The organism is Hyphomicrobium sp. DMF-1 (assembly GCF_027886585.1).
In the GTDB taxonomy this organism is placed as follows: domain Bacteria; phylum Pseudomonadota; class Alphaproteobacteria; order Rhizobiales; family Hyphomicrobiaceae; genus Hyphomicrobium_C; species Hyphomicrobium_C zavarzinii.
This window is the reverse complement of record NZ_CP115706.1, coordinates 1,802,824-1,816,679: the sequence shown is the minus strand read 5'-3', so window position 1 is coordinate 1,816,679 and position 13,856 is coordinate 1,802,824. Positions and strand designations below refer to the sequence as shown.

At 62.8% G+C, this 13,856-nt stretch carries 16 protein-coding genes; 5 read left to right on the top strand and 11 right to left on the bottom strand.

The genetic code is table 11. From position 1 onward, the window contains the following. The first annotated feature begins 201 nt into the window (after positions 1-201). Both PE058_RS08180 and PE058_RS08175 read left to right on the top strand, forming a co-directional pair. Positions 202-1,317, top strand: coding sequence for a THUMP domain-containing class I SAM-dependent RNA methyltransferase (locus PE058_RS08180; protein WP_271030308.1), 1,116 nt, complete (start codon positions 202-204; stop codon positions 1,315-1,317). A gap of 369 nt (positions 1,318-1,686) precedes the next feature. Next, positions 1,687-3,123, top strand: coding sequence for a hypothetical protein (locus PE058_RS08175; RefSeq protein WP_271030307.1), 1,437 nt, complete (start codon positions 1,687-1,689; stop codon positions 3,121-3,123). A 67-nt stretch (positions 3,124-3,190) separates the two neighbouring features. Here the strand turns inward: PE058_RS08175 and PE058_RS08170 are convergent, their stop codons facing one another. From PE058_RS08170 to PE058_RS08135, 8 genes are all read right to left on the bottom strand, one after another. Then, positions 3,191-4,045, bottom strand: a complete 855-nt coding sequence (locus tag PE058_RS08170; protein WP_271030306.1) for a DUF2189 domain-containing protein — start codon at positions 4,043-4,045, stop codon at positions 3,191-3,193. A gap of 381 nt (positions 4,046-4,426) precedes the next feature. Then, complete coding sequence (locus PE058_RS08165; RefSeq protein WP_040498530.1) at positions 4,427-5,122, bottom strand: Crp/Fnr family transcriptional regulator; 696 nt, start codon at positions 5,120-5,122, stop codon at positions 4,427-4,429. A gap of 132 nt (positions 5,123-5,254) precedes the next feature. Continuing rightward, a complete protein-coding gene (locus PE058_RS08160; protein WP_271030305.1) occupies positions 5,255-6,178 on the bottom strand; it encodes a formylglycine-generating enzyme family protein in 924 nt (307 codons plus the stop codon). Positions 6,179-6,305: 127 nt separating this feature from the next. Next, positions 6,306-7,442, bottom strand: coding sequence for a copper-containing nitrite reductase (nirK, locus tag PE058_RS08155; RefSeq protein ID WP_020086919.1), 1,137 nt, complete (start codon positions 7,440-7,442; stop codon positions 6,306-6,308). Positions 7,443-7,636: 194 nt separating this feature from the next. Then, positions 7,637-7,963, bottom strand: a complete 327-nt coding sequence (locus PE058_RS08150) for a cupredoxin domain-containing protein (protein ID WP_271030304.1) — start codon at positions 7,961-7,963, stop codon at positions 7,637-7,639. A gap of 10 nt (positions 7,964-7,973) precedes the next feature. After that, complete coding sequence (locus PE058_RS08145) at positions 7,974-8,504, bottom strand: DUF4142 domain-containing protein (RefSeq protein ID WP_020086921.1); 531 nt, start codon at positions 8,502-8,504, stop codon at positions 7,974-7,976. An 85-nt stretch (positions 8,505-8,589) separates the two neighbouring features. Then, positions 8,590-9,279 (bottom strand): RNA polymerase sigma factor, encoded by a 690-nt coding sequence (locus tag PE058_RS08140; RefSeq protein WP_020086922.1) that lies wholly within the window; start codon positions 9,277-9,279, stop codon positions 8,590-8,592. Positions 9,280-9,374: 95 nt separating this feature from the next. After that, complete coding sequence (locus tag PE058_RS08135; protein ID WP_020086923.1) at positions 9,375-9,773, bottom strand: DUF488 domain-containing protein; 399 nt, start codon at positions 9,771-9,773, stop codon at positions 9,375-9,377. 168 nt (positions 9,774-9,941) lie between these two features. Here PE058_RS08135 and PE058_RS08130 point away from each other — a divergent pair, with 168 nt between their 5' ends. Together PE058_RS08130 and fdxA are read left to right on the top strand one after the other, a co-directional pair. Beyond that, complete coding sequence (locus PE058_RS08130) at positions 9,942-10,445, top strand: cytochrome P460 family protein (RefSeq protein WP_020086924.1); 504 nt, start codon at positions 9,942-9,944, stop codon at positions 10,443-10,445. Positions 10,446-10,487: 42 nt separating this feature from the next. Beyond that, positions 10,488-10,835 carry a ferredoxin FdxA gene (fdxA, locus tag PE058_RS08125; protein ID WP_020086925.1) on the top strand — a complete coding sequence of 116 codons (348 nt, stop codon included), beginning with the start codon at positions 10,488-10,490 and terminating at the stop codon, positions 10,833-10,835. 34 nt (positions 10,836-10,869) lie between these two features. Here the strand turns inward: fdxA and PE058_RS08120 are convergent, their stop codons facing one another. Together PE058_RS08120 and PE058_RS08115 are read right to left on the bottom strand one after the other, a co-directional pair. Then, entirely contained in the window at positions 10,870-11,151 is a 282-nt protein-coding gene (locus PE058_RS08120; RefSeq protein WP_020086926.1) for a hypothetical protein, read from the bottom strand. 178 nt (positions 11,152-11,329) lie between these two features. Next, on the bottom strand, positions 11,330-12,163 hold the full coding sequence (locus tag PE058_RS08115; RefSeq protein ID WP_020086927.1) for a hypothetical protein: 834 nt from the start codon (positions 12,161-12,163) through the stop codon (positions 11,330-11,332). 431 nt (positions 12,164-12,594) lie between these two features. Here PE058_RS08115 and PE058_RS08110 point away from each other — a divergent pair, with 431 nt between their 5' ends. Next, entirely contained in the window at positions 12,595-12,810 is a 216-nt protein-coding gene (locus tag PE058_RS08110; protein WP_020086928.1) for a cold-shock protein, read from the top strand. A 179-nt stretch (positions 12,811-12,989) separates the two neighbouring features. On the opposite strand, the gene PE058_RS08105 is transcribed toward PE058_RS08110, so the two are convergent. Continuing rightward, positions 12,990-13,592 carry a class I SAM-dependent DNA methyltransferase gene (locus tag PE058_RS08105; protein WP_020086930.1) on the bottom strand — a complete coding sequence of 201 codons (603 nt, stop codon included), beginning with the start codon at positions 13,590-13,592 and terminating at the stop codon, positions 12,990-12,992. Positions 13,593-13,856: the final 264 nt, after the last annotated feature.

Below are 13,856 nucleotides of genomic sequence, written 5' to 3'. Positions count from 1 at the left end.
ACTCTGCAGATCACCACATCGCGCCGACGGCCCGCTGTCAACGACATCCGTCATCGGAGAGTTGACGAATGCCCCGGCCCCAAAACATGGCCGGTCCCCCCAAAACGGGAGGGCTCCACGGCAAGGCCCTCTGCGCCCACCCGTCCCCGGGGCTCCCATAAAAAGGTCGATACTCGCGCCGCTTCCCGATATTGAGGCGCCATGACGACCGAGACCGACTTCGAAATATTCCTCGTGGCAGCCCCAGGCCTCGAACCCACGCTCTGCGCCGAAGCGCGCGCCAGGGGCTTCAAGGGCGCGCGGGCGGCAAAAGGCGGCGTGACATTCAGGGGAGACTGGTCCGCGGTTTGGCGGGCCAACCTCGAAATCCGTGGGGCGGGCCGCGTCATCGCCCGTATCGGCGGCTTCCGGGCCATGCACCTCGCGCAACTCGACAAGCGTGCGCGCAAGCTCGCCTGGAGCCACGTGCTGCGCCCCGACGTACCCATCCGCGTCGAAGCCTCGTGCAAAAGCTCTCGCATCTATCATTCCGGAGCCGCCGCCCAGCGCATCGAGCGGGCCATCCACGAGGAGCTCGGTGCACCGGTCTCGCCCGAAGCGGAGGTCTGCATCCGCGCGCGCATCGAGGACGACTTCTGCAACATCGGCATCGACACCTCGGGCGAGCTGCTGCACAAGCGCGGACACAAGGAAGCCGTCAACAAAGCGCCCATGCGGGAAACGATGGCCTCCCTCTTCCTGCGCCAATGCGGTTATGACGGCGCCGAGCCCGTGCTTGACCCCATGTGCGGATCTGGAACGTTCGTCATCGAGGCGGCTGAGATCGCGGCCCGCCTGAAGCCCGGCCGCTCACGCCGTTTCGCCTTCGAGCAACTCGCAACCTTCGACGAAGCAGCCTGGCACAAACTCCGTGACACGGAGAACCCGGCGAAACCTGCGCTGCGCTTTTACGGAAGCGATCGCGACGCGGGCGCCATAAGCATCAGCCGCGCCAATGCGCAACGCGCGGGCGTCGCTGACATAACGGAATTCCACCAGCAGCAGATTATCGATCTCGTCGCACCCGGCGGACCTCCCGGTCTCGTCATTGTCAATCCGCCATACGGCGACAGACTTGGCGACAAGAAGCGCCTGCACGCGCTCTATCGAGCATTGGGACAAACGCTGGCGACACGCTTCTCCGGCTGGCGTGTCGGCTTGATCACCACCGACACCGCACTCGCCGCCGCGTGCGGGCTGCCGTTTGCGCCCCCCACGGCCCCCGTCTCGCACGGCGGACTGCGCGTGATGTTATTCCTGACGGCGCCGCTTCCTTGAAAGAACGCGCCTGAGCATTTCATGCGCGCCACACTACTGCCTTTATGCCGCGAAGAGCAAAAGCCGATTTCACGTTGCGACGGCGCAAAATGAAACACGGCTTGTTGCACGCCGTAACTATGACACGCGTTTGAGACGCGCAAAGCCGCTCGAACGCTTGTGCAAGTTTTCAACGGACGCTCATATCCGCCGAGCGGGACATTCAAAAATTTCATCGCGCGGGGCGATGCGAAAATTCCAACCACTCGGATCGCGCACTCGAGCGGAGCACATTTTATGTCGGACGACTGCCAGGGCGCCCCGTCCCAGGACGATGTTGGGGCGCCCCTCACCTGTGATCAGATGCCTACGGCTGCAAGCGGAAAACCCATGCATTGGGTGTCCGCGCGTATGGCGACCCCATCCACTCCTCTCATTCCAACGCCCGCGATGGACCCGGCGCCGGAGACGCCTCACGATCCGGATATCGCCGCCAAGCTCGCAGCACTTCACGAGATGCTGGCCTCCGCCATGGAGACGGCCGCGGCCGCACCGATAGCCGGAACCGATGCCGCCGATCCGCCGCGCGCGCCGCAGATACCTGCGCTGCCCGCCGCGCTGGACAGCGCAGAGCACAGTCGTGAGCCGGAAGCGGAGATGCCGAAGTTTCTGCGTGACGACGCGCCGGAACCGGAAGGCGCACGGCGGCCGCGTCCCGCCTCACGCACGCCCCTGCCGCCACCTCTGCCTCCCCTGCCTCCCCTGCCTCCTCTGTCTCCGTTGCCTCCCCGCTACGGTGCCTCTCGCCTTGCGGCTTTGCGGCAGAACGAGGACGCGCCCTGGATTTTCCTCGCATCCATCTTCGGCGTCGCGGCGTTGTTCCTGGCGTTCCAATCGTTTCACGCAGCCTCGCCACAGCCGAAAGAAGCGGCTGCCGAGCTTCCACCGGCCGTCGAGCCTCCGTCACCCGAGACGCGCCTGAGCTTCGTGAGGGAGCAGGCGTGCGAGAGGCCGCCGTGCGATGCGCTCTCCACGTCCATCGTGCGCACCATCGCCACCATGCCGATTGAGCCCGCCGAGGCCGCAAGTCCCGGGCTCGTCTACGCGACCAGCTCAGCGACCCTGGGCGACGACCCGAAAAACCTGGATTCACTCGACGTTGTCACCATCAAAGGTCTGCCTCCCGAGGTTCGCCTCTCGGTGGGGCACAAGACCTCCGACACCGAATGGACACTTGCGGCCGGCGATCTCACCGACATCGGCATGGTCGTGCCGAGCGAAATAGAAACCTTCAACACCACCATCGAGATCAAGAAGCGTGACGGCGAGCCGCTTGCCGTGCTGGGGCTGACGATCCAGCGCGAAACGCCCGAAGAAGAGGCCACACCGCCTGCCGCCGATCCTGCCGCGCTCGTGCCACCACTCGCCGAAGCCGCTCCGGCCATCTCCTTACCCGAGGCGAATGACAGCGCATCGGAGAACAGACAGCCGGAGCCTCGCGAAAAGCCCGTCAAGACGACATCACCCGTCCGCACGAAACCCGCGAAGGTCATGAAGGCCCGATACCGGACCCCAAGGATGAAGACGATGCCGCCTCCCGTACAGGCGAGCATGGAGGCCCCGCCCAAGCCGCCGGCTACCCTTCTCGAAGGATTTCTGAAATCCGCAACCGAGCCTGCGGCACCGCCAGAGAAAAGCGCACCACCGGATACAGTCGCGCATGACAAGAACGTAAAGCCAGCCCCCACCACGGCGTCGGACCGGCCGCCGGGCTTCGAAACGCTGGAGAACCTGGGTGGCGGCTTTGGATTGCAGCAGATGCCCTAGCCGCTCAGTCCGGGACGCGGTGCCGCGTCCCGGAGACAGCTTGAGGCTCGCGCATCTTTCGGCGGCATCAAATGACTTCAGTGCGGCTCACCACACGGCGATAGAGATGCCACGTGGCATGGCCGAGAATCGGGAACACGACCGCGAGCCCGAAGAAGAACGGAATCGCGCCCGCAACCAGCGATGCCGCCACGACGAGGCCCCACGCCGCCATCGGCAACGGGTTTTCGATAAACGCGCGGATGGAGGTGCGCACCGCTGTTCCCACGCCCACGTCCCGATCGACAAGCATCGGAAACGAGACCGCGCTGATCACGAGAACCAGAAGCGCAAAAAAGAACCCGACGACGTTACCCGAGATGATGAGCTGGCGGCCTTCGGCGGTGGAAAGCTGCTGCATGAAATGTGAGAGGGAGGTGGGCAGAACTCCTTCGAAGGATTGCACGTAGAGCGCGCGCGCCGTCATCATCCAAAGAACGAAAATCGCCAGCAGCACCACGCCGAGCCGGATGATCGCCCCGAGCGAAGGCGACCGGTAGACCTCGGCGATATGCCAGACGGACACGTCGAGCCCCTGCTCGCGCCGCCGGCTGAGCTCGTAGAGCCCCACCGCTGCCACCGGCCCGAGAAGCGCAAAGCCTGCCATCAACGGATAGATCATCGGCAGCAGATGATAGCCGAACGCGACCCGGAACAGGATCACGCCGACGATGGGATAGATGAGACAGAGGAACAGCGCGTGACTGGGCGCCGCCTTGAAATCCTCGATACCCTTGGCAAGCGCGTCCTCGACATCGGCAAGGCCGATCTTGCGGATCGCGGGCTCACCCGGTCTCCAAATGGCCGATGACGGCCAGCGGACATCGACGCCAAGCTGTCGCAGAGCGCCACCGGAATGAGGCAGTTCGCGTGAATGGGTCATGGCCGTAACTCCCGAGCTTGCGCCGAGGCAATTCCGACGAGGGGACCGGGCGTCGGACAATGCGACCGGCAAATGGCCAAGGAACAGATTGGGGCGCACGCACTAGACGATGCGCCCTCGAGCGCCTGGACAGAAGCGAAGAGGCCGAGGCGCTATTGAGTGGAGATGCGGAAGGCCACTTACCTATTCAATAGGCGCGACACGTTAGGAACAGCGATAAATAATCGTGCTTAAGGAAACCCACCTCTAGCTTCCCTCCTCCCAGCGGAATCTGAGGGAGAAAGTGAGCCCGCCGACAAGACCAACCTTCCGGCCCGGCGAACTAAGCCCCTAATGGCGCAAACAAGCGCAATATCGGCCCGTGGGTCTTATGAAAAGCGCTCAATCGCGCTCGCCCTCGGCGAGCAAAGCGAGCTTCTTGAGGTCACGAATGAGGAGCTTCTGACGGCCGCCTTCTACGAGCCCGCGCGTTTCCCAGGCGCTCAGGATGCGGGATACCGTATGCAGCGTCGTGCCGGTCATCTGGGCGATATCCTGGCGGGAGATGGGAAAATTGATCTGGATTCCCCCCTCCTCCTTTCGCCCCGCGCGCTCGGAAAGGCGCAGCACGACGTGCGCGATCCGCCGCTCCACCTCTTCCGTCGACATTTCCCGAATGCGCGTATGCGCTTCCTCGAGTTGCTTGCCGATGGTCTGGATGGCGTTGGCGGCTAGCTGCGCGTTCTGCTCGACGAACTGCGGCCAGAGCTCGTTCGGCCAGGACAGAACCTGACTTTCGGCAACGGCCGTCGCCCTCGCGGGATAGTCGACCCGCTGAAGCGCCCTCGCAAAGCCGAACAGGTCCCCGGGATGCACCATGCGCACGATGATCTGCTGGCCGTCGTCGGTCACCTGCGTAACCTTCAAGCGTCCGCTCAGCAGCAGATAGAAGCTCGTCGCCGCCTGCCCCTGCTCGAAAACCGCTTCCCCCTGCGGCACGCGCCGCACGGCTGCGCATCCGAGGAGATTGTCCAGGTCGGCATCGCTCATCCTATGGAAAACGGGGAGCGATCTGACGGCGGTTCGATCGATTTTCACTGCCGGGCGGCCTCACCGCAGAAGGTGACAGAGACTATCAAGACGCAGGCGGTCAAGAAAGGCTCCGGCGCGCTCAAAGGAGCCCACACTCACCGCTCTGCATCGATTTCCTCCGGCCGAGCTTGATCCTGATCAGAAAGTCAGCCCTCGTGCACGCAAATGCGCGATAAGCGGAGCATACCAGCGCGTATCCTTCACAAGCCGGAACCCGAGATTGTCCGGAGGCGTGCCCACCGCGCAACCGCCACCCTTGGGATTGCGAACGAAGAACACCATCGGCGCGCGATGCTTTCCAATGGCATGGTAGATGCCGCACGCATTGGCATCGACCGCATCCGGAACGCCGAGCCGGTCCACGTCCACGCGGCGGCTGCAGGTAGTGGTCCACTCCCAGATGTTGCCCCCGAAATCGGAAAGGCCGAACTCGTTCTCGCCGAAGCGGCCGAACGGCTGCGGGATCGGCTCGCGTGAAGCCTTGCGTTTCGCCTCGCGGTAGTAATCTGCGAGCCAGCGATCGGCTGGGTTTGCGCTGTTGGGATCCACCCCGAGGGCGTCATCCGGGAAACGCGAGCCGGCCGCGAAGGCAAGCTCCTCGTCCGTCGGCAACTGCCACACATCACCCGTGCGCTCGCTGAGCCACGCCGCATAGCCCTTTGCGTCATCGAGACTCACGCCCGTTACCGGACGATCGACGCTGGCCGCGGCCGGGTACTCCGGCTCTGCGGGCGCACACGCGCCATCCTCCACGCAGAGCGCATAGTCCGCGCTCGACACCTGATGCTTCATGATGGTGAGCGCACCCGTCATGGTAACGGTGCGCATCGGTCCATCGACCGCAAAGCCGTTCTTGTAGTAGTCGCCAGCTGCCCGGTAGCTGAAGGTGCGCGGCTCGATGACCACAGTCTCGGGCGCGGCAGGCAGCCCGACGTAGGACGGGCTTCCGGTAAAGACCTTCTTCGCTCCAATGAAGCCAACCGCCCCCATCACCGCCACCATCAGCGACGAAGTTACGACGAGAGCCCACGAGATGTCATGCCTGGTGGAAAGCGAAGCCATAAAGCCTCCTCCGCACCGCCGCCACCTAGCGACGGAGCGCGCTCATTGAAGCCGTGGAGCCTTGGTAGTGAGGCGGAAGGCGCGCGCAGCCGAGTTCCCCATCGGGCGCGCGCCTTCCGAACTGACGTCAGGTGCCGGTAGGAGCGACCACGGACGTCATGAGATCGCTGTTCCAATCTCCGGTGACGGTGAAGTGTGCCGCCGCCCCGAGTTCGAACGCTTCGATCAGGTTGTGGTTCACGTAGGCGTAGATGCCAGGCTGCTCGAAGGTATACAAAGCTGCACCCGCCGTTCCGCCGGGAATGAACCAGGTCTCCTGATCGACATCCGGCGGATTGCGGAACTTGCCGGTTGCCCAGACATAGTCACCATGTCCGCCGATGAGATGCGGACGCGTGTCGCGGTTGGCCTGCGAGTGCACGATCAACACCCGCTCGCCGACCGCCGCCTTGAGTGCATTCTCGCCCGTGAGAGCACCGACCGCGCCGTTGAACACGATGTGGCTCGGCGTGAGGGTACGCATGACCTCGAGCACATCCGGATAGGCATCGCCCGCAGTCTTGTACTTCTTGTACTCGCCGTTCTCGTCCTTCGGCACGTAGAAATCCTGCTCGCCGACATAATAGACGCGGTCGTAGGTGAGCTCCTTGCCGTGGCCGTCCGTCAGGCCCTCGCGCGGAAGAACCATGATGGCGCCGTTCATGCCGGACGTGACATGCCAAGGCACCATGCCCGGAGGAGCGCAATGGTAGACGAACACGCCTGCCTTCGTGGCCTTGAAGCGGAGCACCGTCTTCTCGCCGGGGTTGACGATGGTCAAACCGCCGCCGCCCAACGCGCCCGTTGCGGAGTGGAAGTCGATGTTGTGCTGGAGCGTGTTGGTCGGAGGATTGACGAGCGTGAGTTCCACGTAGTCGTCCTGGTGAACGACAATCATGGGGCCAGGAACGGAACCGTCGAATGTCATGGCGTGGACCTCAGCGCCATTGTCGTCGACGACGATCTTCTTCTCCTGAATGGTGAGCGTCACCTCGATGATCTTCGGGCCGCCCTGGGCCTTCTGCGTATGCTTGTGAACGAACGGCGGCTTCACCAGCTCGATCTTCTCGCGCGGCAGCTTGGAAATATCGACGGGAGACGCTTTCGCATTCGCAGCCGCATTCTCAGCCAACGTGGGCGTTGCGGTGAGCATAGGCGCCAAAGCGCCGACAAACGCCGAGCTCGCCAGCATTGTGCGGCGCGTCATGTTGTATTGCTCAGACATCGTTTTCTCCCTTTTCAAAAGGATTGAGCGCACTGCGCCCGATCTCCTTTTTTTGTAGGAGCATTCGCGTCATTCTCTTTGCGATGGCGCAAACAGCGATCGCGCAACGATGCGTCATTTTCGCAGGAACCAAGACGGGCTGCGGCGGCCTGCCTCAGCCTACTGACAACGAGCGCTCGAATGCTCGCGTTGCGCTACTTCTCGTTAACGTTCAGCGTGCCCGTCATGTTCGGATGAACTCGGCAGAAGTAGCCCAATACGCCCGCCTGCTTCACCACCAGCCGCCCACGGCCTCCGGCGGGAAGCGCCAAGTCCCAGGCGCCGTTGCTCGCGGTCGCCGTGTGATCGATGAAATCAGCGTTCACCCACTCGATCGTGTCGCCCACACGCGCGCTGACCTCGGCGGGAACGAACGCAAGATCCGTGATCTTCACCACGATAGTCTCGCCAGCTTTCGCGCTGGCCACATGGGCCAGCGCGACGAGAACGAATGAAAGAACGGAGAAACCGGATGCGCGCATGGTCTCGGCCTCACTTCAACGAGCCGGCAAGATGCTCGGCGTGCTTCAGGTGGCCCTGAAAGATCTTCAGGCCCGTCTCCAGCAGGCTCTTCAGCTCGCCGTTGTCGGAAGACGGGATCAGCGTCGTCTCGAGCGCCCCGTTCACCGCCTTGTGGTAGGCAACCTCGTTTTCGACATACGCCTTGTCGAACGCCGCGCCGGAAAGCGTCGCGAGATGAGCGCGCTTCTCGTCCGCGTCCTTCACCAGGCTCTTGCTGGTGTCGTTGTCCTCGGGCGAGACGTTGAGCTTCTTCACGAGCGCCAGCGCCTTGTCGTTGACGGCCTTGTGGTCGCGCACCATGTCGTCCGCGAACGCACGCACCGTCTTGCTCTGACTTTTTTCGAGCGCGAGTTCGGCCGCCTTGATGTCGAGATCGCCCGCCGTATAGGCGATATGCGCGATCTGGGCGTCCGATGGACCGGCACCCGCGGCAAACGCGAGACCGCCGGGAACCGTCAGCAAAACAGCCGCGATTGCATAAAGTGCTTTGGGATGACGCATCTGATGACCTCCATGTTGTGAGCCCTCTGGCTCCTGTTCACACGGAGATTTGGATGCACCTCGACGATGGAGGTTCCCGCTGCCCTCACGACGAGAGTTCGAGACGCGCCATCACCGCGTCGGTAATTCTCTCGCAGCGCGCCCCATCGAACGGAAACACGTCGCTCAGCATGGCGCCCAAGTGATCGGCCAGCATATCCTTGAGAAGACGCCGCGCCCGATGCAGGCGCGTCTTCACGGTCTCAGGCCGCAAGCCCAGCAGCTCCGCCGTCTCGTCCACGCTCATATCCTCGATAGCGCGCGCAACGAGCACCATCCGGAAATCATCGGGCAACGCATCGATCGCCTTTTCAAGAAGGTGGCAGAGTTCACGTTGAGCCATGGTGCGCTCCGGATCGGAAGGTTGCCCGCCGGATAACGGAAAAGGAATGACCTGAGCTTCGCGAAGCTCCGGAAGGTTCCCGTCCGGCAACGGCGTATCGGTGCGCCGGCGAAGGCGCTGAAGCGCCTCGTTGAGCACGATGCGCGTGAGCCAGGTGGCAAGCGTAGACTCGCCGCGAAAACGGTCGAGCGCCGAGAACGCGCGCAGGTACGCCTCCTGCAGCACGTCCTCCGCCTCCCCGTCGTCCCGCACGATGCTGCGCGCCGTTCGATAGAGCCGGCGATTGTGCGTCTGGATGATCTCACGCACCGCACGCGCGTCCTTCCTCAGGGCACGCTGCACAAGGTCCCACTCCGGAGAGTTGGGAGCGTCCTCGACTTGCAGATGGACCATGGCGAAACCTCCGGGGCAACGAGCCGCCTGCGTCCTTGGATGCCACGATCCGGATTCGGTTCCCGAAGCCGTCTAGCGGCCGGATAAAAATGAGCCTAGCGGCCCATGTTTTCGAGCACCGCCTTGAGAACCACGGCATTGTTGTGGTCCTCGTCGCGGGCGGCGAACAGCAGCGTCACCACCCCGAGATCGCGCCAGACCTTGAGCACGTTCAACAACTCGGCATTACCGCGAAGCTCCTCGCGATACCGGCGCTCGAACTCCTCCCAGCGCCTCGGATCATGCCCGAACCAGCGCCTCAGTTCGGCGCTCGGGGCAATGTCTTTCAGCCAGATGTCGACCTTGGCGCGCTCCTTTTGCAGGCCCCGCGGCCAGAGCCTGTCCACCAGCACCCTGACCCCGTCGCTCTCCTGTGGCTCGGCATAGGCGCGCTTGAGGCGAACACGGCTGGTTTGGACCTTTGAGGCAGCATCCGGGGAAGCGGTCACGCGCATATCAAATCTCCGATAAGATGTATGCAACGGTTGTCTTTGCAGGGTGCGAGCCATAAGATGTATAAGTAATGCATCTTAATCACAGACCTGTGATCGTGCAACGCCACGTCTCGCAAGCAACGCGTCGCGGCGCGAACCGAGAGAACAAAAGACCTGGGAGGAAACTAAATGTCTCGACTAGCTACGCTGCTCATACTCGGCCTCGTGGCCGGCACGGCCTACGCAGCCGACGAGCGCATCTCGTTCCCCGCGGACTACAAGACGAGTTTCACTAACTACCTGAGCCTCGATCGGGTTCAGAACGAGGACCAGATCATTCGCCTCTTCGCGAACCCCGTTGCACTGGAAGCCGCAGCCGCCGGAAAAGAGCTGCCCAACGGCTCCGTGCTGGTGGGCGAGATCTATGCCGCCAAGAAGGACAAGGACGGCAAGGTCATGAAAAGCGCGCTCGGTCAACGCATCCGCGACAAGCTGGCCGCCGTCGCGGTCATGCAGAAAGAGGAAGGCTGGGGCAGCACTATTCCGGAGAACCTGCGCAACGGAGACTGGGATTTCGCCATCTTCAGCCCAGACGGCAAACGCCTCAACAAGGACCTGAACACGTGCCGGCAATGCCACGCGCCACTGGCCTCCACGCAGCACCTGTTTTCGCTCGAACACCTGTCGAAATGAGGAGCGCCGCGCGGCACACCTCAATGCAATTGGGACAATGCAATGACCTACGTCGTCACCGAAAACTGCATCAAATGTAAATATACCGACTGCGTAGAGGTGTGCCCCGTGGACTGCTTCTACGAGGGCGAGAACATGCTCGTCATCCATCCCGACGAGTGCATCGATTGCGGCGTGTGCGTTCCGGAATGCCCGGCCCAGGCGATTTTCTCCGATACGGAGCCACAGGCAACCCGCTACTGGCTGGAGATCAACCACAGATACGCCGATATGTGGCCGAACATCACCGCTAGAAAACCGCCGCTTCCGGATGCGGATGCCGAGAATGGGCGAAAGGGCAAGGCCGGCGAGTTGTCTCCCAACCCGGCCACCGAGGAGGCCGGCACCTAGCCGCCTCCTCGTCTTCCGCACGTTCTGCGCGCGCTTAGCGCACCGGAACGGGGCGCTGGCTTTCCAGCCATTTGGCTATGATGGTGCGGTCGTGAAACTCGATCGCACCGCAATTCTGACAGACGATCATCAGCACATTCAGCGTCGAGCTGGAGGAGCAGTCGGCCGTTGTGCCGCGCTGGCAGCTCAGCGTGTGAACATCGAGATCGCATTGGGAGCGGAAACGCCCGCACACCGCACAGCTCGTGAGGTGCTTGCCGAACAGGAAACGATCCACGTCGGCCTTGGTGATATCGCGGGTTAGAGTATCGGCCATCACACCCACCCTGATTTTCCTCGCTTGTTTGAAGATAATCCGGACACGTCCCGCCGACAAGGAATCGGAAGAGCATCTCGCGATGCATCATGGAACGAGATGTTGATGCGCCGAGGCTCGCCGCATCGCAGCAAGAAGAATATGACCGAAATCAAAATGTGCGCAGGAACCGCGGGACCTACTCGCCGCCCACGCGCTTGATCTGCGGAACGGGCGTGTCGTCCGCACTCTTGAGCGCCACGGTCGGCGCCGCACCGTTGTCGATGACGATTTCGGCGGACTTGATGCAGATCGGCATCCGATCCGGCTTGAACGTCTGCTTGATCTCGAACACGCCGTCGTTGTCGCGCACGGTCACGTTGGCTGCCCCCTGCGCAAGCTTCTCCACCTCGGCCTTGCCGCCGAGCCGCGCCAGATCCGTCTGCTTCAGCTTGTAGCTGACAGCTCCGGCGCGAACCGTCTCGCGCACCAGGAAATACTTGCTGCCGCGTTTCGGCGTCATCGAAGCCTTGAAGAGATCGACGATCTTGTCGGCCACGTGATCGTCGATGACCTCGCCCACCATGTCCTCGACGATGATGTCCACCGTCATCGCCTTCTTGTAGTCGGCCGAACCCGAGGCCCTGAGGCCGGGAACCACCTTTTGCAGGAGATCGAACGAGAGCCCGGCATTCGCCTGCTGCGTGTCGGAGAGCACGTAGTTCGAGATCGGCACGTCGCGCTTGAAGGTACCGAGCGCCGTGATCGCGGGATCTGCGGTGAAATCCTTCACCCGGAAATAGGTGCCGTCCTTGTCGAGGCGGTAGATCGAGCCAGCCGGGTCGAACCCGTTCGGCACCAGCGGACATTGATAGCCCTTGGGCACCCCCGGGACGAACCCCTGTGTCACGGTATCGGCGGCGGGTTTGATGGAAGCGGTATCGACGCCGGGAATGGTCTCCGCGCAGCCCGATACGACGAACGCAAGCGCGCAAAGTCCCGCGCGTCCTGCAATGCGAATAGCCGCCAGCATTTGCCTGTGCCCCTGCTCCGCTCCCCACCGGCACGATCAGTATCAGCCAGTCCGCGCACCGACAATGCGAGGCGGCGAGCTATCACCAATCGCACAGCCACTTCATCGCTTTGGCGAGAGCGTGTGACGAAACGGCGTCACGCCGGCAGCCTTCACCACTGGTTAACTTGTGCCCAAAAGGAGCACAGTTTCCGTATCTTAGCGTGTTTTCGGATAGCAATCTGATATCGCAATTGATCCTTGCTTTCGCCACAGACAGCCCGCATAACGCCGGGGCCGGTGCGCTCCGAGGTGGACGTACCCTCACAAGGTCGAATGAGAGAGCGTGCCACCGGCCGTTTGCCTTATTCCTGCATTGACTGAGATCCCGAATGACGGCGCGCCGTTCGGGACTGGCTGATCTTTTGCGCGCAAAGTGAAGGAACACCACTATGGATCGCATCACGGGCACGGTGAAGTTTTTCAACACCGCCAAGGGCTTCGGCTTCATCCAGCCGGAAGACGGCTCGAAGGACGTCTTCATCCACATCTCCGCTCTCGAGCGGGCAGGCATCAACGGCGTCTATGAGGGCGACAAGCTCTCGTTCGTCCTCGAGGACGATCGCAAGGGCCGCGGCAAGCAGGCCGGCCAGGTTCAGCTCGTCTAATTCGGCGCTGCGCCAGAATTCCAGATCCGATCGGATCGAAGCCGCCGGTGAGCAACCGGCGGCTTTTCTTTTGCGCGCCGGACCATCAGCGCTTCGGATCCCATCCGTCCGAAGCGTGGATCATCGCTCTCGCTGAAGCGCTGCAGCGCGATCCTCATTCAATCAGGACCGATCGCGCTCTACACGTGGCGCGCGAGCCAAACGGTATGGCCACCGCACGACGCATCCTCGGCCACGTGATCTACGACGTGGAAGCCGTTGGCCGAGAGCAGCGCCTCGTACTCCTCGGGCGCAAGGCTGGCGTGATAGAGCGCCTCGCCTTCGAACGAGCCGATGGCTTCACCATGGTATGGCCCGCTCGTGAACAGGAGGGCTGCACCCGGCGCCGCATGCCGATCGAAGATCGGAAACATCGCCCGCTGGTCGGCGTAGGACAGATGGAAAAAGCTGTCCCACGCGATAAGCCCGCCGAAGCGGCGGCCGAGATCCAGGCTGCGCATATCTGCGACGAGCCAGGCGTGATCGGGAAAGCGCGCCTGACAAATCTCAATGAGAGAAGCGGACGAGTCGACACCCGTCACCGGATGATCCGCTTCCACGAAATAGCGGGCGATCGGCTCCCCCGCCCCGCACCCGATGTCGAGAATCGAGCGGTCCGCGGGCAAGACGGCCCGGAACTTGTCGAGCCAGGCCCGCTCGAACAGGGAGCGCCCCCGATCGCGATCCCACGCCTCGGCGTGACGCTCGTAAAGATCGACAATCCGTGATGCGGCGGGATGCATAGCTCGACCTTCCAATTGGGCGCAGGGCACTGACGCAGACGGTTAGCAGCCGGCCAGCCGCGGCGGCACTGCGACTCCGCGGAACCCGAGATTACCTTGACTTCGCACCCGCAACATGAGACAAGCCGTTCCAACGCTTGAAAAAGTCGAGCGTATTCCGGCGCTCCAGCCGCGTGAAGGGACATGTGTCGGGCCAAAGAGGCCCAATTCGTCCCCCTGTTGAGCGCCCTGAAAAACTCCCCATCCGACAGCCCAGGCCACGCG